Source organism: uncultured Arthrobacter sp. (assembly GCF_902805515.1).
In the GTDB taxonomy this organism is placed as follows: Bacteria; Actinomycetota; Actinomycetes; order Actinomycetales; family Micrococcaceae; genus Arthrobacter_D.
In genome coordinates this window covers 1-22,575 of the sequence record NZ_CADCTE010000189.1, presented here as the reverse complement: position 1 = coordinate 22,575, position 22,575 = coordinate 1, and the positions used below count along the sequence as shown (strand labels likewise).

Here is a 22,575-nt window from a genome sequence, read left to right as displayed (position 1 = left end):
TCGGGACCATCAGGCACCACAGCGCGTGTGGTAGCACCTCGAAGTGGCTGTGATTCTTCGAAATCTGCACCAAAGATGCACCACAAAGACCTCCAAAATGCAGAAAACCCCCGGATTCCCGGGGGTTTTCTATGGCGGTGACGGTGGGATTTGAACCCACGTTGGCTTTTACACCAAACAACATTTCGAGTGTTGCACCTTCGGCCGCTCGGACACGTCACCAACGCCGCTACTTTACCGGGTTTGGCGCCCCGAACCCAAAACAGGGTGGCGTGCCCGCCCGAAGGCGGGGCCGTCAGAGGTCGATGACCTCGTTCTTCCCCGAGTCCGGCTTGCTTCCGGTGACGAGCCCCTTCACCATCTTGATCGCCGAAACGACCCGCGGGGCGTCCATCGACCAGTACTCGGCGGTGTCGGCGTCGACCTTGATCAGGGCGACGGCTGGATCGTCCCTGCCGTTCTCAAACCACGCCGACACCGTGGGTCCCCACAGCTCGTCAATCTTCGCCTGGTCCCGGGTCAGGGAGGCGGTGCCGGCGATGGACAGATAGCCCTTACCGGTGCTGATGGAGACGTTCACCTGCGGGTTGGCCCGAATCTCGTCGGCCTTCGGCGAGGGGTCCTCCGTGAAGAACCACAGGTCGCCGTCGAAGTCCTTGCCGTGCACCGCCAGCGGGCGGCTGACCAGCTGCCCCTGCGCGTTGGTGGTGGTGAGGATGGCGATGTCGGCCTTGTCCAGGATCTTTCGCAGTTCCTGCATGCCTTCCTGCTGGGTATCCATCGATGCTCCTTCGCTTCTCGGCTGCGCTGAAATTTCTACGCGGAGCTTCCAGCCTAGGCATCAGCGTTCGCCAGCGGAACCCGTGCGGTGGGCGGCAAAAAAATCCTTGAGCAACGCAGCGCATTCGGCTTCGCGCACGCCCGGGAAGACCTCGGTCCAGTGGTTCAGCCGCCGCTCGCGCAGCACGTCGAACACCGAGCCGGAGGCCCCCGCCTTGGGATCCCAGGCACCAAAGACGACGCGGGGGATCCGGGCGAGCACCGACGCCCCGGCACACATCGCACACGGCTCCAGGGTCACCACCAGCGTGCAGCCCTCAAGCCGCCAGCTTCCCAGCACCCCGGCGGCCTGCCGGATCGCCTGGACCTCCGCGTGGGCGGTGGGGTCGCCCAGTTCCTCGCGCTGGTTCCAGCCAATGCCGATCACGCTGCCGTCCTGGTCGATGACGACGGCGCCGATTGGCACGTCGGCGCTGCCGGCGTCGGCGGCCCGGAGCGTCCGCCCGGCCGCGGCCAGGGCGAGGCCCATCCACTGCTCGTGGTCGGCGGCACCGGCCGAAGGGAGGGTCATGCTCCCAATGGTACTTTTGACCTATGCGCGTACTGGTAGTCGACCATCCCCTTGTCGCCCACAAACTGACGGTTCTCCGCGATCGGAACACGTCGTCGCCGGTCTTCCGGCTGCTGACCGAGGAACTTGTCACCCTCCTCGCCTATGAGGCCACCCGGGAGGTGCGGGTCGAGCCCGTGCGGGTTGAGACCCCGGTCGAGACGGCGGTGGGTATCGGGCTGGTCAAGCCGACCCCGCTGGTGGTCCCCATCCTCCGCGCCGGGCTCGGCATGCTCGAAGGCATGACCCGGCTCGTGCCCACGGCGGAGGTCGGCTTCCTCGGCATGGCACGCAATGAGGAGACCCTCGAGGCGATTACCTACGCCGAGCGGCTGCCCGAAGACCTCACCGGACGCCAGGTCTTCGTGCTCGATCCGATGCTGGCCACCGGCGGCACGCTGCGCGAGGCGATCAAGTTCCTTTTCAAGCGCGGAGCCGCCGACGTCACGTGCATCTGCCTGCTCGCTGCCCCCGAAGGCCTCGCGGCTCTGAAGGAGGAACTCGAGGGCAAAAATGTCACGATCGTACTTGCCTCGATAGACGAGAAACTCAACAACAAGTCCTATATTGTGCCCGGTCTGGGCGATGCCGGGGACCGCCTGTACGGCGTCGTGGGCTAACATTCCGGTTGCGGCATGGGCCTAGATCCGCGCCGTTACGCGGAATTAGAGCCTTTGTTACTTGTGCGTAACACAATGTGACGTGCAATAATCTCTCCTGTGAACACCAACTCAACAGCATCTGCAGCCGCAGTTGCCGCTGCGGAACCCTCGTCCGTTGTGGGATCGCGCTGTTGTCGAATGCACGCGTAACAGATCTACCCCAACCTGTTTCTGCATCACCGGTCCACGGCGGGCACCACCCCAGCTTCGTCCGGGCCAGGCTTCCCCCCAGGCATTCGCGCCGTCACGACGGCGACCCACTTTGAGGTTGTTTTCATGTCAGTAACTTCGGGCTACGTCCACATCTCCCTCCGAACCCAGCAGAACCGCGGCGCAACCAGGCCGCAGTACGGCTCGGGCTACGCGTACGGCCCCGGCGCACCCACCGCCCCGCCGTCGTACCGGCCGCTTCAGGCCGTCGGCTCCGAGGCCCACCCGATGACCGCCCCGACCCCCGTCGTCACGCCCAACGGCGTTCCCGGGCCCCAGGCCGTCAGCGGGGACACCAGTGCGCGGGGCTTCGTCCTGTACGTCGCACTCGACGAGGAGACGGCCGCCGCCAACGGCACCACCCTCTCCCGGCTCGCCCAGGACGTGCGGTCCTACGTGCGCTCTCTGGTGCCCACGGCGGAAAGCCACGCGGCCGTGGCCCTCGCGCCGGCCGACGCGCCGGGCTCGGATATCGACGTCGTCCGTGCGGCCCTCGGCGACCCCACCGTCCGCCGCCCCCGCCCCGACCACCACGGCATGCACCCACACGCCCAGGCCCCCCGGCCCACCGGTGTGCTGATCGACCTCTCGCGCCGCGAGGTGCATCTCGACGGGCAGGCCCTGAACCTGACCTTCAAGGAATTCGAACTCCTCAACTACCTCGTCGAGAACGGTGCGCGCACCGTATGCCGCGAGGAACTGCTCAGCGGGCTGTGGCGCAACGCCGACGAGGTACCCAACGAGCGCACGATCGACGTCCACATCCGGCGGCTGCGCTCCAAGCTCGGACGCCTCGCGAACACCGTCCGCACCGTACGCGGCCAGGGGTACCGGTTCTACGACCACCCCGAGGTCATCGTCTGGGCCGCCCCCGAATACTCCATCTAGGCGGGGAGGAAGCCCGCACCCGGCCTCCCGGCACGGGAGGCCGATAGGATTCGGCATATGGCATCCCATCACCTGAAACGCCTCATGCTGCTGCGCCATGCGAAGGCGGAGTGGGGGGCCGGAGTGGCCGACCACGAGCGTTCGCTCAGCTCGCGCGGGCACCTTGATGCGCCGCTGGCCGGACGCTGGATGGTGGAGAACGACGCCGTCCCCGACCTGATCCTGTGTTCCACGGCCCTGCGGGCCCGGCAGACGTGCACCTGGGTCAGCAAGGAGCTTGGAGACAAGGGGCCGACTCCCAAGCTCGAGGAGGGGCTCTACGCGGCGCGGGCGGTTGAAATCCTCGCCCTGATCAACGCGGTGCCTCCAACCGTGACGAGCCTGCTCGTGGTGGCCCACATGCCCGGCGTGCAGGACCTGGCGATGCGCCTTGCCTCGGTCGATTCCAATGAGGACGCCGTGATGGAGATGGCCACGCACTACCCCACAGCGGGCCTGACGGTCCTCGAGCATGACCGCGACTGGGCCGAACTCGATGGGCGGGACGCCGCCGTGACGGACTTCGTGGTGCGTCGGGCGCACTCCACCAGCCGGTAGGTCCTACAGGCCGTACTTCTCAAGCAGCCGAAGCCACACCTCGCTGACCGTGGGGTACGGCGGCACCGCATGCCACAGCCGGTCCAGCGGGACCTCCCCGACGACGGCGATGGTCGCCGAGTGCAGCAGTTCGGCCACGTCGGGGCCGGTGAAGGCGACGCCGACGATCACCTTGCGGTCCTCATCGACGACCATCGTCGCCCAGCCGGTGTACTTGTCGGAGTGGATCGAGGTTCCGGCGACGGTGATGGGGAGCGAGGTCTCGGACACCCGGAGCCCGTCAGCCTGCGCCGCCTCGGCCGTCCGCCCGACCATGGCGATCTCCGGATCGGTGAAGACCACCTGGGGGACGGCGTACTTATTGGCCGTCGAGGTGTATTTGCTCCATTCCTCCGCCGTGTCGCCCAGCGTGCCCGCGGCCCGAGCCACGATCGCGTCGGCGGTGACCCGGGCCTCGTATTTGCCCTGGTGGGTGAGCAGCACCTTCCCGGCGGCGTCCCCGACCGCGTAAAGCCAGGCGGGACCGTCCACGGCCCGGCCGGTGTCGTCGAAGGTCAGCGTCTTCGGATCCAGGCCGAGCTCCTCGAGGCCAAGGCCCCGCGTATTGGCGGTCCTGCCGGTGGAGACGAGCAGCTTGTCCCCGATGGCCCGCCGGTTGCCGGCGAGGGTCAGGACGAACCGGCCGTCGTCGTCGAGCCGCACAGATTCGGTGGCGGTGTTGGTCAGAATCTCCACGTTGTCCCGCCGCAGGCCCTTCTCGACGAGTTTGACACCCTCCTGCGGGTAGTTGCTGAGGAGTTTATGGCGGGCCACCACGGTGACCCGGGAGCCGAGCCGGGCGAAGGCCTGGCCGAGTTCCACCCCGGAGACGCCGCCGCCGAGGACCACGAGGCGCTCGGGCACCTCCTTGGCCGAGGTGGCTTCCCGGGTTCCCCAGTAATCGAGGCCGGCGAGGCCCTCCACGGGCGGGACATTCGGCGTCGAGCCCGTCGCGAAGACCACGGCGTGGCGGGCGGTGACGCTGGTGGTCTCGCCATCCATCTGCACCTCGACAGTACGCTCGGCCGAGACCCGGGCGGAGCCTCGCAGCAGCTTGATGCCGGCGCCGTTGACCCAGTCCACCTGCGAGGTATCGTCCCAGTTGTTGGTCATGCGGGTCCGCCGCTCGAGGACCTGCTGCGCGTCGAGCTTCCCGGTGACGGCCTCCTTGGCCCCGGAGACCTCGCGGGCGCGGTTGAGGACGGTCCCCGAGCGCAGCAGGGCCTTGGAGGGCATACACGCCCAGTAGGAACATTCGCCGCCCACCAGCTCGGATTCGACGATCACCGAGCTCAGCCCGGCGGCCACCACCCGTCCGGCGACGTTTTCGCCCGCCGCTCCAGCCCCAATAACGATGACATCGGTTTCCTGCGCTTCGCTCATGTGCAGAGCTTTGCACCTGCTTGTGGGCAAGGCAATGGAGCGGCCCGGAGCGGGGGAAAAATTACGGTGGAGGAGGCGGAACGCCGCGGGCACGAAAAAGCCCCGGCCAGTAGCCGGGGCTTTTTGCGTCTTACTCTTGTTTCTCCAGTGCGCGCGAAGGGATTCGAACCCCCAACCTTCTGATCCGTAGTCAGATGCTCTATCCGTTGAGCTACGCACGCATCCGGCGGGCAGTTCAGCGGTGACGCTGCTTGTCCTGCCGGGTGGCTGTTTGGCCGTAGACAACTTTACAGGCAAATTGCGGTACCGCCTAATTGCGCCAGAGGGCTCCTTTTGACTAGACCGGTCTATGTGACCTTAATCACATAAGGCGCGTAGGATCTTTTTGTGATCCGCGTTATTACAGGGTTTTTCTTCGACGGGCGTCGGGGCGGTGAAGGAAAAAGGCCCCGGACGGCCCGTTAGCCGCCTTTAGCATCGAAGCACATCTCGCACCCAACGGAGGGAAGACTAATGGGCAATCCCGTGCGCCAGCAGGATCAGGGTCACCAGGGAGGTGCCGGCTCGGGCCGGCACGCCGCTTCGGCCACGGACGGCGCCGCTGCGCCGACCACCCACGCCCGCCTGCTCGCCTGGGTCGCCGAAACCGCTGAGCTCACCAAGCCCGACCAGGTGTATTGGGTGGACGGGTCCGAGGCCGAGAACACCCGGCTCACCGACGAGCTCGTCGACGCCGGAACGCTGGTCCGCCTCAACCCCGACACGTTCCCGAATTCGTTCGCCGCATTCTCCGACCCGAAGGACGTGGCCCGGGTCGAGGAACAAACCTTCATCTGCTCTGAGGACGAGCGTGAGGCCGGCTTCACCAATAACTGGATGGATCCGGCGGAGATGAAGGGCAAGCTGCGCACCCTCTTCAACGGCTCGATGCGCGGCCGCACGATGTACGTCATTCCCTTCGTGATGGGCCACCTCGACGCCGAGGATCCCAAGTTCGGGGTGGAGATCACCGACAGCGCCTACGTGGTGGCCTCGATGCGCATCATGGCCCGGATCGGCACGGACGTGCTGAACCGCATGGCCGAGCTCGATGCAGACTTCGTCCCCGCGCTTCACTCCCTGGGTGCGCCGCTGGCCGAGGGTGAAACCGATGTCCCCTGGCCGTGCAACGACGACAAGTGGATCGTCCACTTCCCGGAGGAGCGTTCAATCTGGTCCTTCGGCTCCGGCTACGGCGGCAACGCCCTGCTGGGCAAGAAGTGCTACTCCCTCCGCATCGCCTCGGTGATGGCCCGCGACGAGGGCTGGCTGGCCGAGCACATGCTGATCCTCAAGCTCACCTCTCCACAGAACAAGAGCTACTACCTGTCGGCGGCCTTCCCTTCGGCGTGCGGGAAGACGAACCTCGCCCTCCTCGACCCCACCATCGAGGGCTGGAAGGTCGAAACCCTCGGCGATGACATCACCTGGATGCGCTTCGGCAAGGAGGGGGAGCTGCGGGCGGTCAATCCCGAGGCCGGTCTGTTCGGCGTCGCGCCGGGCACGGGCTGGGGGACCAACCCGAACGCCATGCGGGCCATCGCCAAGGGCAACTCCATCTTCACCAATGTCGCGCTCACCGACGACGGCGGCGTCTGGTGGGAGGGCATGACCGACGAGACGCCCGCGCACCTCACCGACTGGCGGGGCAATGAGTGGACGCCGGAGTCCGGAGAGCCCGCGGCCCACCCCAACTCCCGGTTCTGCACCCCCATCGACCAGATCGACATGCTGGCCGAGGAATACTACCGGCCCGACGGCGTGGAACTCTCGGCCATCCTCTTCGGTGGCCGGCGCAAAACCACCGTGCCGCTGGTCACCCAGTCGCGTGACTGGGTGAACGGGATCTTCATGGGCTCGACGCTCTCCTCCGAGACCACGGCGGCGGCCGCGGGGGAGGTGGGTCTGGTGCGCCGGGATCCGATGGCAATGCTCCCCTTCATCGGCTACGACGCCGGAGACTACCTCCGGCACTGGATCACCCTGAGTTCCAAGGGCGACCAGGCGCGGCTGCCCAAGATCTTCCTCGTCAACTGGTTCCGGCGCACGGCCGACGGCGGATTCGCCTGGCCCGGATTCGGGGACAACTCCCGGGTGCTCAAGTGGGTCATCGAACGCATCGAGGGAACCGCCGACGCGATCGAGACGCCGATCGGGTTCGTGCCAACCCCTGACGCCCTCGACCTGACCGGGCTGGATATGACTCCGGCGGAGGTGGAGGCGGCCGTCCACGTCGACTCCGCCGAATGGGCCGCCGAACTCAAGGGGATCGAGGAGTGGTACGACCGCTTCGGCGAATCCCTGCCCGAGGAGCTGCGCGGCCAGCTGACCGAACTCAAGGAACGCTTCCAGCTGAGCTGAACCCTCGGCTGAGGCTCAGCCGAACACGACGAAGCCCCCGTCTCCTCTCCGGAGACGGGGGCTTCGTGGTGTTCAACCGGTGCGGGTGCCGCGGGTCAGTTGGCGTTCTGCTCGGCGGCCTGCTGCTGGGCGACCTGCTCGTGGACGGCCTTCATGTCCAGGCCCTTGACGGCGTCGACAAGCTCGGAGAACTGCGAGGAGTTCAGTGCGCCGGGCTGGGAGAAGACGAGCACGTTCTCGCGGAACGCCATCAGGGTCGGGATCGAGGTGATCCCGGCGGCGGCGGCGAGGGACTGCTCGGCCTCGGTGTCGACCTTGGCGAAGACGACGTCCTCGTGCTCCTTGGAGGCGGCGTCGTAGACGGGAGCGAACCGGGTGCACGGGGCGCACCAGCCGGCCCAGAAGTCCACGAACACGATGTCGTTGTTCTCGATGGTCTCGGGGAAGCTTGCCTCGGTGATGTCGATAGTTGCCATGGGGAACTCCTTGGGTGGGGTGGATAGGTGCGGCTTCAGCGGTGGCGACCCAGGGGTGGCCTGGGGGCCAGCAGATTTCGGAATCCACGCGGAACCGTGGATCCCTGCGTCCCGCCGCACACAGGAGGCAGCTGAAACTGTGTTCAAGGCTAACTTGTTCTCACGGTTTAAGCAAATCAGAAGCGTGAGGTCTGGTTGCCGGCCGGACTCAGCGGTTCCGCCGCCCGCCGTCCCCCTGGCGCGGGCGCAGGCGCGAGTTGGGAAGCACCGGCGCCGGCAGGGGCCGGAACCCGTGTTCCTCGGGAAGACCGAAGCGCGGTTCACCGACCGCAGGTGTCGCGCCGGCCTCGACTTCGGCGGTCCACGCGGCCCGGAACTCCACAATCTCCTCGTGGGTCCGGCCGACGAAGTTCCACCACATCACGATGTCCTCGCCGAACGGTTCCCCGCCGATGACGAGCAGGCGGACCGGCCCATGCGCCGTGGCGGTGAGCTCCACGGCTGCCTCCCCGGGGGCGAGGTAGGCGAGCTCGCCTGCGGCGACCGGCGTGCCATTGACCTCGAGGCGTCCGCTGTCGAGGAGGACGCCGTGCTCGAACTCCGGGGAAACGTCGAAGGAAACGCTCCGTCCCGCCGCGAGCTGGAGCTCGGCGCCCAGCAGGGGCGAGTAGGTGGTGACCGGTGAGGTGGACCCACCGAAGCTGCCGAGGAACACCGAGAGCGTGTAGCCATCGCCGGAGACCGGTTCCGGGGCGTAGTGCTCAAAGCCGCGCTCGGTGTGCCGGAAAGCGTCGGGGAGGGCCAGCCACAGCTGGACGCCGTGCATCGTGGTGGCCGCGGAGGTCGCCACCTCCGAGTGGGAGATCCCCGACCCCGCGGTCATGAGGTTCAGCTCGCCCGGCCGGATGAACGCGTGGTTGGCGGCGCTGTCGCGGTGCTCGATCTCGCCGGCGAAGAGCCAGCTCACGGTCTGGAGCCCGGTGTGGGGGTGCGGGGGGACCGACATGCCGCCCGCTTCGCGCACCGGTTCGGGGCCGTAGTGGTCAAGGAAGCACCAGGCGCCGATGAGTGACCGGTTCCGCTGGGGCAGGGTGCGCCGCACGCCCATGGCCCGGGGCCCGCCGAGCGGGACCTCGCGTGGCTGCAGAATGTCGGCGCTGCCGCGCGCGTCGTCCCCGCTGCTGCACACAACGGGGGTCGGGTCGAGTTCAAGGTTGCTCATTGGTGTTCTCCATCAGGGGTGCGAAGCGGCCGCGTGGGGGCCGCCCGCTTCCGGTTGCCGCCGGTTCAGCGGCGGACCAGGGCCAGGACCCGGTCGGCGAGATCGTGGAGCGTTTCCGGATCCACGGCTTCGGCATTGAGCCGAAGATAGGGCTCGGTGTTGGAGGGGCGCAGGTTGAACCACCACTTCCCGGAGGAGGCGGTGAAGGTGACGCCGTCGAGCGTGTCGACGCTGACGCCGTCGTTCTCGAACTCGGCACGGACGCGGGCGAGAGCCGCCGGCACGTCGGCGACCTTCGAGTTGATCTCGCCCGTGGAGAAGTACGGTTCATATTCGCGGCCCAGCTCGGAAAGCGGGCCATCCTGTTCGCCGAGGGCCGCCAGCACGTGCATTGCGGCGAGCATTCCGGTGTCGGCGAACCAGAAGTCACGGAAGTAGTAGTGGGCCGAGTGTTCTCCTCCGAACACCGCGCCCTCCTGAGCCATGAGCGCCTTGATAAAGGAATGGCCAACCCGGGTGCGGACGGGCCGGCCGCCCTCGCGGAGGACGAGCTCAGGGACGGCCCGCGAGGTGATCAGGTTGTGGATGATGACGGGGGTCTCTTCGCCGTTGGCCCGGGCCCGCGCGATCTCGCGCCGGGCGACCATCGCGGTGATGGCGCTTGGGGAAACCGGCTCGCCCTTCTCGTCGATGACGAAGCAGCGGTCGGCGTCGCCGTCGAACGCCAGGCCGAGGTCGGCGCCGTGGGCGACCACGGCGGCCTGCAGGTCCCTGAGGTTCTCCGGTTCCAGCGGGTTCGCTGGGTGGTTCGGGAAGGTTCCGTCGAGCTCGAAGTAGAGCGGGACGATCTCAAGCGGCAGGGCCGGCAGCAGCTTGTCCCCGAGCACCGCGGGGGTGGTCAGCCCGGCCATGCCGTTGCCGGCGTCGACCACGACCTTCAGCGGACGCGAGGCGGAGAGGTCGACCTGGGCGCGCAGGAACTGTGAGTACTCCTCGAGGACATCGCGGACCCCGATCGAGCCCGGCTTCTCGACGGCGGGGATGAAGCCGCGGTCGAGGTACTGCTCGGCGAGGGCCTGCACCTCGTACAAGCCGGTCTCCGAGGAGACCGGGACGGCGCCCGGCCGGGTCATCTTCATCCCGTTGTACTGGGCGGGATTGTGGCTTGCGGTGAAGGTCACTCCGGCGGCATTGAGCATCCCGCTGGCGAAGTACAGCTCGTCCGTGGAAATCAGGTCGAGCAGCAGGACGTCCGCCCCGCGCCGGGTGGCGCCCTTGGCGAAGGCGGTGCAGAACTCGGGGGAGGAGGGCCGCATGTCCCCGCCGACGAGGACGGTCTCTCCCGCGAGACCCAGGGAATCCACAAAGGCCGCACCGACCGCCGTGACGGTCTCGACGGTGATCGTCTCCCCGACGATGCCGCGCACGTCGTAGGCCTTGAATGACGCTGAGAGATCCGAGGAAGTGTTCACGCCCGAAGTCTATCGGCTGGCCCGCCGCCCGCTACCAGGGTTATGCAGATACCTGCCGCCGGTCTTTTTCCGGGGGTGGCGGCTGGAATACTTGGCCCATGGCCGACACGATCACCCTGTATGACCAGGCGACAGCAATCCTCCGCACCCTCGTGGGCCGTGAGGATGCCCGCTTCCACGACGGGCAGTTCGAGGCGATCCAGGCGCTGGTCGAGGGCGGCCGCCGCGCCCTCGTGGTCCAACGCACCGGCTGGGGCAAGTCCGCCGTCTACTTCGTCGCGAGCCTGCTGCTGCGCTCGCGCGGCGCCGGGCCCACACTCATCGTGTCCCCGCTGCTCGCCCTGATGCGCGACCAGGTGGCCGCCGCCGCCCGGGCCGGTGTCCGCGCCGAGGCGATCAACTCGGCCAACCAGACGGAGTGGCAGGAGGTGACGGCACGGCTCGAGGCCAACCAGGTCGACGTCCTGCTGGTCTCACCCGAGCGGCTGAACAACCCCGCCTTCCGGGAACGGCAGCTTCCCGAACTGATCCGGCGCACCGGGCTCCTGGTGATCGACGAGGCCCACTGCATCTCCGACTGGGGCCACGACTTCCGCCCCGACTACCGCCGCCTGCGCGACCTCATCGGAACCCTTCCGCAGGGGGTGCCGGTACTCGCCACCACGGCCACCGCGAACACCCGCGTGGTGCACGACGTCGAGGAGCAGCTGGGCACCGGCGGCACCGAGGTCTTCACGCTGCGCGGCAGGCTCTCACGGGATTCCCTGCGCCTGGGGGTGCTGCGCCTGCCGAGCCCGCGCTCCCGCCTGGCCTGGCTGCTCACCCACCTCGACGACCTGCCCGGCAGCGGCATCATCTACACCCTCACCGTCTCGGCGGCCGAGGACACCGCCCGCCTGCTGCGGGAGAACGGCCACCCCGTGCGGGCCTACACCGGCCGCACCGATCCGGCGGACCGGGAGGCGGCCGAAGCGGCCCTGAAGAACAACGAGGTCAAGGCGCTGATCGCCACCAGCGCCCTGGGGATGGGCTTCGACAAGCCCGACCTTGGGTTCGTCGTCCACCTCGGTGCGCCCTCCTCGCCGGTGGCCTACTACCAGCAGGTGGGCCGTGCCGGGCGCGGCACCCCGAACGCGGATGTCCTGCTGCTGCCCGGGCCCGAGGACCGCGACATCTGGGAGTACTTCGCCACCGCCTCGATGCCCTCCGAGCATGCCGCCCAGCGGGTCCTTGCCGCCTTGGAGCCGGGCGTTGTGCTGTCCACGCCGGCGCTTGAGGCGCGGGTCAACCTCAAACGGTCACCGCTGGAGCTGCTGCTGAAGGTGCTCGACGTCGACGGTGCGGTCCGCAAGGTCACCGGCGGGTGGGAGAGCACCGGACAGCCCTGGGGCTACGACGCCGACCGCTACACCCGCATCCAGCAGGCGCGCATCGCGGAGCAGCGCTCAATGCTCGACTACGAGAACACGACGGGCTGCCGGATGGAGTTCCTCGCCCACGCCCTCGACGATCCGACGGCCGCCCCCTGCGGGCGCTGCGACAACTGCGCGGGCCGGTGGTACTCCGACGAAGTGAACCATGACGCCTCAGATAACGCCCAGCAGGCCCTGAGCAGGGTCGGGGTCGAGCTCGAGCCGCGCGGGCAGTGGCCCTCGGGCATGGACAAGCTCGGCGTGCCGGTGAAGGGCAAGCTCAAGCCCGACGAGATCAGTGCCCCCGGCAGGTCCCTGGCGCGCATGACCGACCTCGGCTGGGGAACCCAGCTGCGCACGCTGCTTGCGGACACCACCCCGGATGCCCCGCTGGAGCCGGGTGTCATCGAAGCGTGCATCAAGGTCCTCGCCCAGTGGAACTGGGACGCCCGGCCGGTCGCCGTCGTCGCCATGCCTTCCCGGCGGCGCCGCGAGCTGATCGGGTCCCTGGCCCAGGCCCTCGCCGGGGTCGGCAGGATTCCCTACCTGGGCACGCTGGGCACCCCCAACGGCTGGCCCGAGGGTGGGCCCGGCGGGAACAGCGCCTTCCGGCTCGCTTCGGTGTGGGACCGCTTCCAGGTGCCGGCGGAGGGACCGGCCTGGTTCGCCGCGAACCCCGGGCCCGTGCTGCTGGTCGACGACCTGGCTGACAGCCGGTGGACCCTCACCGTGGCCGGGCGGGCCCTGCGGCAGGCCGGTGCCGAGGCGGTGCTGCCCTTCGCGCTGGCGCTGCGCGCCTGAACCGCCCGGGAACGCAAAAGACCCCCTGTTTCCAGGGGGTCTTTTGCTCGTAGTGCGGAGACGGGGGGATTTGAACCCCCGGTAGGCTTTAGGCCCACACTTCATTAGCAGTGAAGCCCATTCGGCCGCTCTGGCACGTCTCCAGCGGCTATTGCTAGCCACCCAAGGTTACCCAGAAGGGGCATCCACAAGCAAAACAGTCCCGCGGTGCCCGGACGGCGCAACTGACCGGGCTTCCTGCTACAGGGATTCGGTCAGCGCCTTCCACAGGAACTCGTAGGACATGACGTGCATGCGGGCGGCCTGGCGGTTGTCTGAGGCCCCGGCGTGGCCGCCCTCGAGCGCCTCGTGGAACCAGACGTCCTTTCCACCCAGGGCCTTCATGCGCGCGGCCATCTTCCGTGCCTGCACCGGCCCCACCCGGTCATCGCTCGTCGCGGTCCAGATCAGGGTCTTCGGGTAGTCCACCCCGCCGCGCAGCAGGTGGTACGGGGAGAAGGTGCGGATGAACTCCCACTGCTCGGGCTGATCAGGGTCGCCGTACTCGGCGATCCAGGAGTACCCGGCGGAGAGCTTGGTGTAGCGGCGCATGTCCAGCAGCGGCACGCCGCAGGAGATCGCGCCGAACAGCTCCGGGTAGCTGGTGAGCATGTTGCCCACCAGCAGGCCGCCGTTGCTGCGGCCGGTGCAGCCCAGCAGCGCCGGAACGGTGACGCCCCGCTCCACCAGGTCGCGGGCGATGGCGGCGAAGTCCTCGTAGGCGCGGTGCCGGTTCTCCCGCAGCGCCGCGGCGTGCCAGCCCGGGCCGTACTCGCCGCCGCCGCGGATATTCGCCAGCACGTACACCCCGGCACGGCCCTCCGGGGTGCGGCGCTCAAGCCAGCCCCTGCCGATAACCCCGCTGTAGGCAGGGGTCAGGGCGTGCTCGAAGCCGCCGTAACCGGACAGGAGCGTCGGATTTGCGCCGTCGAGCACCAGGTCCTTCGCCGCGACCTGGAAATAGGGGACCTTCGTGCCGTCCGCGGAGAGCGCGAAGTGCTGCTCCACGGCGTAGGCGTCCTCATTGAAGAAGGACGGGGTGGCCTTGACCGGCCGGTGGCCCGAGCCGATGGTGCCGCGGCTCAGGGTCGAGGGGGTGAGGAAGCCGGTCGAGACGAGCCAGTAGTCGTCGCCGGCCTCCTCGTCCTCGTCGTCCACGGCATAGGCGTCGACCGTGTGGAGGGCAGGGGCGTCGAGGGACTCCGCGGACCACTCGTCGGCCGGGTTCAGGATGAGGATCTCCGAGGAGACGTCGCGGAGCAGGTTCAGCAGGAGGTAGTTCCGGGTCCAGCTCCAGGACTGCAGCGACGTGGAGGCGTCGGGCGTGAAGAGCACCCGCAGTGCCCGGTCACCGGCGAGGAAGTCCTCGAGGCCGATGACGAGCAGCGACCCGGCCGGGAAGGTGGTGCCGGAGACGGTCCAGTCGGTCCGCGGCCGCAGCACCATCCATTCGCGGTGAAGCGAGACGTTGACGTCGTCGGGCAGGTCGAGCTGGACCCACTCCCCGCCGCGCCGGATGGAGGTGCGGTGGGAGTAGAAGTCGATGGTGTCCATGGCGATGTCCCGCTCGAACCCGGGCGTCGAATCGTGGACCACGACCGCCATCATGTGCTGGGCGGGAATCTCGAAGTAGAGCTCGGCGTCGGAGAGGTCGGAGCCCCGGATGAGGGTGCGCACGGTGCGCGGGTAGGAGCTCGACGTCATGGAGCCCGGACCGAAGTCCGTGCCCACGTACAGGGCATCCGGGCCGGCCCAGCTGATCCGGCTCTTCGCTGTCGGAATGTCGAAGCCGCCCTCGATGAAGGACCGGGTGGTGACGTCGTACTCGCGATAGCGGGCGGCGTCGCCGCCGTCGGGGGAGAGCACGACCAGCGCGCGGGTGTACTCCTGTCCCTCGGGGGGCCGCAGGAAGAGGGCCCCGCCCCACACCCACTCGGTCCCCTCGGACGCGCTCAGGGCATCGACGTCGAGCAGGATCTCCCACTTGGGGTCCTCGGTGGTGTAGCTCTCCCAGCTGGTGCGCCGCCACAGGCCCTTGGGGTGGGCGGCGTCGCGCCAGAAGTTGTAGTAATGGCTGCCGCGCTTGGCCACCATCGGGATCCGGTCGGTGGAGTCGAGGACTTCGAGCACCCCGCCCTCAAGCGTGAGGAAGCCCGGATCGATCAGCATTTCCTCGGTGACCGCGTTCTGCGAGCGCACCCACTCGAGCGGGCGCTCGCCGTAGATGTCCTCGAGCCACAGGAACTCGTCGTCGGCGGTGGTCTGCTCGGGTGTGCTGTTCATGATGCCATCCTAAGCAGTGCTCTCCCCGGTGGGTGGCGGGGCGGCCCGCCGGGACCACCCCGGCCGGTTCGATAGGCTTGGACCATGATCAGCATGGAGGGCGCGGAAGTTGCCGTTATCGGTGGCGGCCCCCGCGGCACCTCCGTCCTGGAGCGCCTGATAGCGCATCGGAAGGCCTTCGTGGGCCCCCAGGAGCCCCTCACCATCCACGTTGTTGACCCGTTCGACCCGGGGCCGGGGCACGTCTGGCGCACCGATCAGTCGCGGCTGTTCCTGATGAACACCCCCTCCCTCTTTCCCACGGTGGTGCCGGTCGGCGGGGCGGCGGCGGAGGTTCCGGCGTCGCCGGTGCCGTTCGACTTCGAGTCCTGGCGCACGCTGGCAGCGGCCGGCGGCGTTGAGGGTCTGACCCCTGAGGAGAGGGCGGAAGCCGCGCGGGTCGGCAACGCCGGGTTCCCCAGCCGCGCACTGTACGGGCGCTACCTCGCCTGGGTCTACGCGGCGCTGACCGCCGATCCCGGCGAGGGCGTCACGGTGATCCACCACCGGCGGGAGGCGCTTTCGCTCCGCCGTGCCGGTGCCCGGTGGGAGCTGGAGCTCGACGGGGGAGAGGTCCTCGGCGTCGACGGGGTCGTCCTCGCCCTCGGGCACCTACCCGCACGCCTCAACCCCGAGCAGGGCGTGCTGCAGGACGGCGCGGCGCGGTTCGGGCTTCAATACTGGCCGCCCGCCGTGCCGGGGGATCTCGACTGGAAGCGGCTGCCCGCGGGCAAAAGCGTGCTCGTGCGGGGGCTTGGGCTCAACTTCTTCGATGTCATGATCCAGCTGACCGAAGGCCGCGGCGGCCGGTTCGCCGACGACGGGACCGGCCGGCTCGCCTACACGCCGTCGGGGCGTGAACCGGTGCTGATTGCGGCCTCGCGCCGCGGCGTCCCCTACCGGGCGAAGGCCGCCATTACGAGCTACATTCCCCGGAGCGTCAGCCTCTCCTACTGCACCGTCGACACCCTCGGCGCGTTCGCGGAGGCCGGCATCCAGCCCGGATTCGACCACGACGTCTGGCCGCTGCTGCACCGCGACGTCCTCGCGGCGTACTACCGCACCCTCGCCCGCGTCCGGCCCGACGCCTTCCTCCGCCCGGCCGACGCCGCGCTGGACGAGCTGCGGACCGCCCTGGACATCGCCGGTCCGGGGTGGCTGCCCGCCCTTCAGGAGTTCCTTGACCGGAACGTGCCGGCAAAGCTGCAGCTGAACGTGGAGGCTCTGGCGCAGCCGTTCGCCGGCCGGCGCTTCGCCGACAGTGCCGCCCTGACCGAGGCGGTGCTGGAGTACCTCGATGAGGACGCCGCAAGTTCCGCCCGCGGTGAGGACGACCCGCTGAAGATGGCGATCGGGGCGATGAACGCCGGCCGGACCGTGATTAAACAGGTCGTCGCCGACGGCGGGCTCACCGATTCGGGCTGGTACGCCGAGCTTCGCGGCTGGTTCGAGCCGCTGGTGGAGGGCCTTGCCAGCGGGCCGCCGCCGCTTCGCATCGCGCAGCTCGCGGCCCTGGTCCGGGCGGACCTGGTGCGGTTCGTCGGGCCCAACCCGCTGTTCGCCCTCGACCCCGACGACGGCGTCTTTCGGGCCTCCTCGCCGTGGGTCGGCGACCCGGGATTCACCGCGGGGTACCTGGTCGAGGCGATGATGCCGGCGAACCAGGTGTCGACGAGCCTGTCGGTGCTGATGCGGCAGATGCTTGAAGAGGGTGTGGTGCGTCCCCGCCTGCGGATGGCGGAGGACGGCGTACCCGTCGTCTCGGCCGGACTGGACGTGACACTGCCGCCCTACCGGCCGCTCAGCGGCACCGGCGAAACGCAGCCCGGGCTGTACGTATGCGGGCTGCAGCTCGCCTCGGTGCAGTGGGGCACGGCGATCGCCGCCGAGTCCGGGGCCTCCCTCAATGCGGGGGCACGCACCCTGCAGGACGCCGACGCGATTGCGGAGGCGCTGATCGCCTCCATTCGGGACTCCCCGGACCTGCAGACGGCGGATTCCCGCGCCTAGCTTCGTCGAGTGTGCAGATCAGCACTCTTCGCGCCGTCCTCGTTCCAGCGAGTGTGCAGCTAACCACGCTTTGCGCCGCTCTCCTTCCCGTCGAGTGTGCAGATCACCACGCTTCCCGCCGCCTAAAGGGTGGTGAGCTGCAGTTTCGCCGGATCCAGGCGAGACGGCGGTGTTGCTCCTCCCGTCGAGTGTGCAGCTAACCACCCTTCGCGCTGTCCAAAGGGTGGTGAGCTGCAGTTTCGGCGGTGGTGCGGAAGGCCCGACGGCGGAGCCCGCCTCTTAAACAGCTCCGGGCCTGCGCGGATCACCGCACAGGCCCGGAGGTTTACGTCAGGACTGGAACCGTCAGCTGCGACCCGGAGGGGTGCACTTCTTGCTGCCCGGCTCGTCCTCGCCCTTCACCGGCTTGTCGGCCTTGGGCCCATTGCCCTTGCCACACACCGGCTTCTCGACGACGACGGGTTCGGCCGTGACGAACAGCGTCACCGTCGTCTTCGACTCGGCGGCGGTGAGGACGATCCGCCCTGGGCCGTTCGCCGTCGTCGGGATGGTGACCGTGACGGCGGCCGATCCGGCCGTGACCGGGGTGTTCCCGAGGTCGATGCTGACGCCGTCCGCTCCGACATATGCCGCGTTGAGCGAGGTGTTCACCGGGCTTCCGAGGGAGGTCAGGTCCAGCTTCGACACTGTGAAGGATGCCTGGCCACCGGCCTGGACCGTCGTCGGCGCGTTCTGCACGAGCACGCCGCGGCGGTCGAAGGACGGCGACAGCGGGCTGTTGGACTTCAGGTAGGAAATCCACGCGTCGCGGTCAACCAGTCCGGAGTCGCGCACGTCGGTGCCCTCCTTGAAGGCGGTGAAGTTGTCGCCGCCCTGCGCCAGGAAGCTGAACGTGCCGATCCGGTACCCGCGGGCCGGGTCGAGGGGTTCCCCGTTCACCGTCACCGAGGTGATCCGTGAGCCGCGCTCACGGGCTGGGTCGTAGGTGTAGCTCACGTTGTCCGAAAGGCCCAAGGCCAGGAACGACCGCGAGCTGCCCTCGGGCTGCCACTGCTGCTCGAGCAGCGCGGTGAGCTGCGCTCCCGTCAGCGTGGTGGTCCAGAGGTTGTTGACGAACGGCAGCACCGCGTTGGCCTCGGCGTAGGTGATGACGCCGTCGGCCCCGTAGTACAGCTCGTTGCGCAGTCCACCGGGGTTCGAGATTCCGATCTCCGCGCCGCCCCGCTCGGGAGCGGCAAGGCTTGCCTTGAGGGAGTCGGCGACGAGGTTGCCCAGCGTCGATTCCGAGGACCGGTCGTCACGGGTTGTCCCGATGAAGGCGGTGGTGATGTCAGCGGTCACCGAGGCCACCGGCTGGCTGCCGATGACGGCCGCCTGGGCCAGGGCCGCATCGACGATGCGCTTGACCTCCGCGACCCGCGGGTAGGTGGCGACGAGGGTGTCGTTCGCCTCCGTGGTGCGGGCGACGTTGCGGGCCGTGTATGACTCGACGTCGCCGGTCGCACTGTCGACGGTCAGGGTGATCTGTCCGATGAACTCGCCGTAGGACCCGGTCTGCAGGATGGGGCGGGTCTTGCCTTCGACGCCCGGAATCGGAGCATCCCACGCGTACTGCTTATGCGTGTGCCCGGTGTAGATGGCGTCCACGAGCGGGTCCGTGAGGGTGACGATGTCGGCGAATGCTCCGCCGGCCGCGACCTCCTCCTCGATGGTCCCGCCCTCGACGACGCCGTCGCCGGCGCCGTCGTGGTACTCGGCGATGATGACGTCGGCGAGATCCTGCGCCTCGATCTCCTTCGCGACGCGGTTGACGGCTTCAACCGGGTCACCGAATTCGATGTCGGCGATGCCGCCCGGGCTCACCAGGGTGGCCGTGGACTCGGTAACCGCACCGATGACGGCAATGTCGACCCCATCGAGCTCAAGCAGGGTGTACTCGTCGAGCACCGGGTCCTGCGTGCCCTTGGCGTAGACGTTCGCGCCGAGGTACGGGAAGTCCGCGGCGTCGTCGACCCGGCCGAGGAGGTCCTGCAGGCCGCCGTCGAACTCGTGGTTGCCGACGGCGGAGGTGCGCAGGTCGAGTGCGTTCAGGACGTCCAGGGTCGGCTTGTCCTGCTGCAGCGACGAGGCGAACAGCGACGCTCCGATATTGTCTCCGGCCGAGAGGAACGCCGAGCTGCCTTCGGGGAAGGCCGCCTTCAGTTTCTCGACGGTGCCGGCGAAGCGCACGGTGTTGGCGTCGATGCGCCCGTGGAAATCGTTGATGTTGAGCAGGTTCAGTTCGCTCGTGCCATCGCCCAGGTCCATTCCGACGATCACCGGGTCGTGGTCGCTTGAGCGGTAGGGGTCGGGCGCGTAGTAGTTGGTGACGTTGTTGTTGTAGCGGCTGTACTCAAGCGCGACGGATTCGACGGCGTTGATGTTCCAGGTGTCCACTCCGGCCACGGTGGCGTCGGCCGCCGGGGAGGCGAGAATGTGGTCGAGCGAGCCGACCAGTCCGCCGAACACATACGAGTGGCCGCCGGTCTTGATGCCCTGGTTGACGTATCCCGCGTCGTAGAGCACCCGCATCGGGTCCTCGGCGGAGTAGGAGTTGAAGTCACCGGTCAGGAAAACCTTGTCGGTTCCGGCGTCGGCCTTGAGCCGGTCGGCGAATTCGACGAGGGCGCGGGCCTGGAGGACGCGGGCGGCATTCCAGGCGCCCTGGCCGTCACCGGAGTCGGCGTTCTCCCCGGTCCGCGGGCCCGAGCCCTTGGACTTGAAGTGGTTGGTGATCGCCAGGAAGCGGCTCTCCTCGCCGCCGTCGACGGTCTCGAAGGCCTGCGCGAGGGGCTTGCGGGCGTTCGCGAAGACGGTGTTGTCGTCGAGGATGACCGAGTCGCCAATCGGCTTGGCCGCGGCCTTCTTGTAGATGAAGGCGGTGCGGATGACGTCTTCGTTCTCCAGCGCCGGCAGGACTGCGGGGGAGCGGACGTAGTCCCAGACCCCCGGAGTCTGCTCGTTCAGGGCCGCGGTCAGCGTCGCCAGGGCGCTGTCGCGCTCCTTGCCGAACTTAGCGGAGTTCTCGACCTCGGCGAGGCTCACGACGTCGGCGCCGAGCCCGGTGATCGCCTGAACGATCTTGGCCTCCTGGCGCTCGAAGTTCTCGGCGTTCGCAGCGCCGCGCACGTCACAGCCGCCGCGCACCGTAATGGGGTTGCCCGAGCGGTCGTTATTGAAGGTGCAGCCGGTGACCTGGTCCCCCGTGGTGGAGAAGTAGTTGAGCACGTTGAACGACGCAAGCTTCAGCGAGCCCCCGACGTCCTTCGGGCTCGCCGGGCGCTCGCCACTGAAGGCCACAGGCTGGACGGTGCCGGCGTTGGCGGGCGTCAGTTCGGTGAGCGGCTGGAACTTCCAGGCGGTGTTGCGGTAGTCGAGCACGACGGGCGAGGTGAACTTGGCGTTCGACGTCACCCGCACCGGCTGGTCCACGGTGAGGTACGGAAGCGGCTTGCCCCGGTTGGCGTCGTTGAAGAAGTTCGTCGTCGCGCCGTCGTCGAGCGCGATCCGGCGGGCGGCGTTGTCTGCGGCGACGGCGGCGTTCTCCGGGGTTCCCGGCGCCGCGGCCTCGGTGGGCTGCAGCAGCGGTGTGGTGCCGGCGGCGAGGGTGATCTCCCCGTACTGGCTAAGCGCGTAGTTGTCGGTGACCGTGAAGTCGCCTGCGGGCTGGAGGAGCATGCCCTCGTAGGCCTCGCGTGCGGCGTCGGTGGCGGGCAGCGGCAGTGCCGCGGCCTTGACCTCCTCGGCCGGGTCGGTGAGCTTTGTGGTGCCACCGGCCGCGACGGTGAGCTGGGTCAGGCCGAAGAACTCACCGGCGGTTCCGGTGACCTCGACAAAGTCACCGGCGGCAACGGAGCCCACTGTGGCCGGGGAGTAGACGAAGATGGCGTCCGAGGCGTTCTGCCCCTCGACCGCTGCGGTTCCCGCGGTCTGCAGGTAGAAGCCCGCGAGACCGCCGGTGGGGTAGGCGGCGGTAACCTTGCCGCGGGTCGTCACCGTGGTGCCCTTGAGGGGGGTCTCGGTGCCGGTGCCCTGGATCTCGCGGATGGGGACGACCTGCCCCGGGACCGGAGGTTCGACTGGAGGCTCCACGGGAGGCGGCGTCGCCGTCCCGGTCGAGTTGGTGGGCGTGACCGTTGTCGAGAGCTTGAAGTCGGCGGCGTTGCTGTTGGTGTCGGCGCCGTTGGTGCGGTTCATCGAGCTCTGTCCGCCGCTCGGGCCGGTCGCCCGAGCGCCCTCGAAGGTGTTGGAGGTGCCGTAGCCCAGCAGGTCCACCACGGCGGCGTGGCCGACGACGGAGTCGGTGGGCAGCGGGTTCACGGCGGTGGCCTGACGGGCCAGGAGGATCGTTCCGGAGCTTCCGCTGGCGTTGATCGAGCCCTTGATGTCCGGAGCGGGCAGGGCCTGGCCGGCCGTTCCATTGCTTGAGCCCTGCACCAAGAAGTAGCCCTTGGCGGGGATGGTGCCGGTCAGCGGAGTGATGCCGGTGGGTGCGGCGGTGCCGGTCGCGGACCGGTACTGCAGGGACCACCCGTCGACGGTGACGGGGGTATCGGTCGGGTTGTACAGCTCAACGAACTTGTTGACGAACGGCGCGCCGGTGCTGCCGCCTGTCACATACGCTTCGTTGATGACGACGCCGCCCGTGCTGGCCGGCGTCGTTTCCTCGGCGCTTGCCGGGAGTGCTGCTGCGGGCGCGGCGAGCAGTCCCACCGTCAGCACCGAGCACAGCGCGCCTTTCCATGGCGAATTGATCATTCGGTAGAACTCTCCTTGAGACTGGCTGGTGTTCAGCCGGTGAGTCCGCGGGCCCGCACTGATGGTCCGGACGGCGGTTGGTGATGGCTTAGACAGTATGAGTCACCTGTGACATACGTGACTAGTGATAATCGAACCAGCTAAGGATGAACAGGAAGTGACCTCCGGGGAAGGGGCGGGGAGGCAATTACTGGACTTTTCGCGGAGCGTCTTGACAGTGCGCATGCTCCCGGCGCGTCGAGTTGGCAGCTCACCACGCTATGGGGCGAACAGAACGTGGTTATCTGCAGTTTCGGCGGGGAGGCGGGAGCGGGTACGGATGCGACGCCGACCACCGCGCGTCGAGTTTGCAGGTCATCACGCTATGGGGCGGGCAAAGCGTGGTCATCTGCAGTTTCGGTGGGACGGCGGGACGGCGGCAGCGGGTCGCGGTGGGACGGCGGGACGGGGGCAGC

General features: G+C 68.4%; 14 protein-coding genes and 3 tRNA genes. 6 read left to right on the top strand and 11 right to left on the bottom strand.

The window, feature by feature from the left end; all coding sequences use genetic code 11:
* Positions 1–132: 132 nt before the first annotated feature.
* The 3 genes from QZX79_RS17270 to tadA all read right to left on the bottom strand — a co-directional run bounded on the left by QZX79_RS17270 (position 133) and on the right by tadA (position 1,351).
* Positions 133–222 (bottom strand) — tRNA-Ser (locus QZX79_RS17270).
* 73 nt (positions 223–295) lie between these two features.
* A complete protein-coding gene (locus QZX79_RS17265) occupies positions 296–781 on the bottom strand; it encodes a pyridoxamine 5'-phosphate oxidase family protein (RefSeq protein WP_294570282.1) in 486 nt (161 codons plus the stop codon).
* Between the two features lie 60 nt (positions 782–841).
* Complete coding sequence (tadA, locus tag QZX79_RS17260; protein WP_294570279.1) at positions 842–1,351, bottom strand: tRNA adenosine(34) deaminase TadA; 510 nt, start codon at positions 1,349–1,351, stop codon at positions 842–844.
* 23 nt (positions 1,352–1,374) lie between these two features.
* On the opposite strand from tadA, the gene upp reads away from it, so the two are divergent.
* From upp to QZX79_RS17245, 3 genes are all read left to right on the top strand, one after another.
* Positions 1,375–2,010, top strand: a complete 636-nt coding sequence (gene upp / locus QZX79_RS17255) for a uracil phosphoribosyltransferase (RefSeq protein ID WP_294570277.1) — start codon at positions 1,375–1,377, stop codon at positions 2,008–2,010.
* Between the two features lie 318 nt (positions 2,011–2,328).
* Positions 2,329–3,150, top strand: a complete 822-nt coding sequence (locus tag QZX79_RS17250; protein ID WP_294570274.1) for a winged helix-turn-helix domain-containing protein — start codon at positions 2,329–2,331, stop codon at positions 3,148–3,150.
* Between the two features lie 57 nt (positions 3,151–3,207).
* Complete coding sequence (locus tag QZX79_RS17245; RefSeq protein ID WP_294570271.1) at positions 3,208–3,747, top strand: histidine phosphatase family protein; 540 nt, start codon at positions 3,208–3,210, stop codon at positions 3,745–3,747.
* Between the two features lie 3 nt (positions 3,748–3,750).
* Here QZX79_RS17245 and QZX79_RS17240 read toward each other — a convergent pair whose 3' ends face one another.
* Together QZX79_RS17240 and QZX79_RS17235 are read right to left on the bottom strand one after the other, a co-directional pair.
* Positions 3,751–5,169 (bottom strand): NAD(P)/FAD-dependent oxidoreductase, encoded by a 1,419-nt coding sequence (locus tag QZX79_RS17240; protein ID WP_294570268.1) that lies wholly within the window; start codon positions 5,167–5,169, stop codon positions 3,751–3,753.
* A 148-nt stretch (positions 5,170–5,317) separates the two neighbouring features.
* Positions 5,318–5,390: transfer RNA gene (locus tag QZX79_RS17235), tRNA-Arg, on the bottom strand.
* A 292-nt stretch (positions 5,391–5,682) separates the two neighbouring features.
* Between QZX79_RS17235 and QZX79_RS17230 the strand changes: the two genes are divergently transcribed.
* On the top strand, positions 5,683–7,569 hold the full coding sequence (locus tag QZX79_RS17230; RefSeq protein ID WP_294570265.1) for a phosphoenolpyruvate carboxykinase (GTP): 1,887 nt from the start codon (positions 5,683–5,685) through the stop codon (positions 7,567–7,569).
* 95 nt (positions 7,570–7,664) lie between these two features.
* On the opposite strand, the gene QZX79_RS17225 is transcribed toward QZX79_RS17230, so the two are convergent.
* The 3 genes from QZX79_RS17225 to QZX79_RS17215 all read right to left on the bottom strand — a co-directional run bounded on the left by QZX79_RS17225 (position 7,665) and on the right by QZX79_RS17215 (position 10,739).
* Positions 7,665–8,045, bottom strand: a complete 381-nt coding sequence (locus QZX79_RS17225) for a co-chaperone YbbN (protein ID WP_198812006.1) — start codon at positions 8,043–8,045, stop codon at positions 7,665–7,667.
* Between the two features lie 208 nt (positions 8,046–8,253).
* Positions 8,254–9,267 carry a pirin family protein gene (locus QZX79_RS17220; protein ID WP_294570257.1) on the bottom strand — a complete coding sequence of 338 codons (1,014 nt, stop codon included), beginning with the start codon at positions 9,265–9,267 and terminating at the stop codon, positions 8,254–8,256.
* A gap of 65 nt (positions 9,268–9,332) precedes the next feature.
* On the bottom strand, positions 9,333–10,739 hold the full coding sequence (locus tag QZX79_RS17215; RefSeq protein ID WP_294570253.1) for a phosphomannomutase/phosphoglucomutase: 1,407 nt from the start codon (positions 10,737–10,739) through the stop codon (positions 9,333–9,335).
* A gap of 98 nt (positions 10,740–10,837) precedes the next feature.
* Between QZX79_RS17215 and QZX79_RS17210 the strand changes: the two genes are divergently transcribed.
* A complete protein-coding gene (locus QZX79_RS17210; RefSeq protein WP_294570251.1) occupies positions 10,838–12,952 on the top strand; it encodes an ATP-dependent DNA helicase RecQ in 2,115 nt (704 codons plus the stop codon).
* A 55-nt stretch (positions 12,953–13,007) separates the two neighbouring features.
* Here QZX79_RS17210 and QZX79_RS17205 read toward each other — a convergent pair.
* A tRNA-Ser gene (locus tag QZX79_RS17205) sits at positions 13,008–13,095 on the bottom strand.
* A gap of 97 nt (positions 13,096–13,192) precedes the next feature.
* On the bottom strand, positions 13,193–15,274 hold the full coding sequence (locus tag QZX79_RS17200; RefSeq protein ID WP_294570248.1) for a prolyl oligopeptidase family protein: 2,082 nt from the start codon (positions 15,272–15,274) through the stop codon (positions 13,193–13,195).
* Between the two features lie 84 nt (positions 15,275–15,358).
* On the opposite strand from QZX79_RS17200, the gene QZX79_RS17195 reads away from it, so the two are divergent.
* The gene (locus QZX79_RS17195) at positions 15,359–17,323 is read left to right on the top strand and encodes an FAD/NAD(P)-binding domain-containing protein (RefSeq protein ID WP_294570246.1); all 1,965 of its coding nucleotides are present in this window, start codon (positions 15,359–15,361) and stop codon (positions 17,321–17,323) included.
* 345 nt (positions 17,324–17,668) lie between these two features.
* Here QZX79_RS17195 and QZX79_RS17190 read toward each other — a convergent pair whose 3' ends face one another.
* The gene (locus QZX79_RS17190) at positions 17,669–22,120 is read right to left on the bottom strand and encodes an ExeM/NucH family extracellular endonuclease (RefSeq protein WP_294570243.1); all 4,452 of its coding nucleotides are present in this window, start codon (positions 22,118–22,120) and stop codon (positions 17,669–17,671) included.
* Positions 22,121–22,575: the final 455 nt, after the last annotated feature.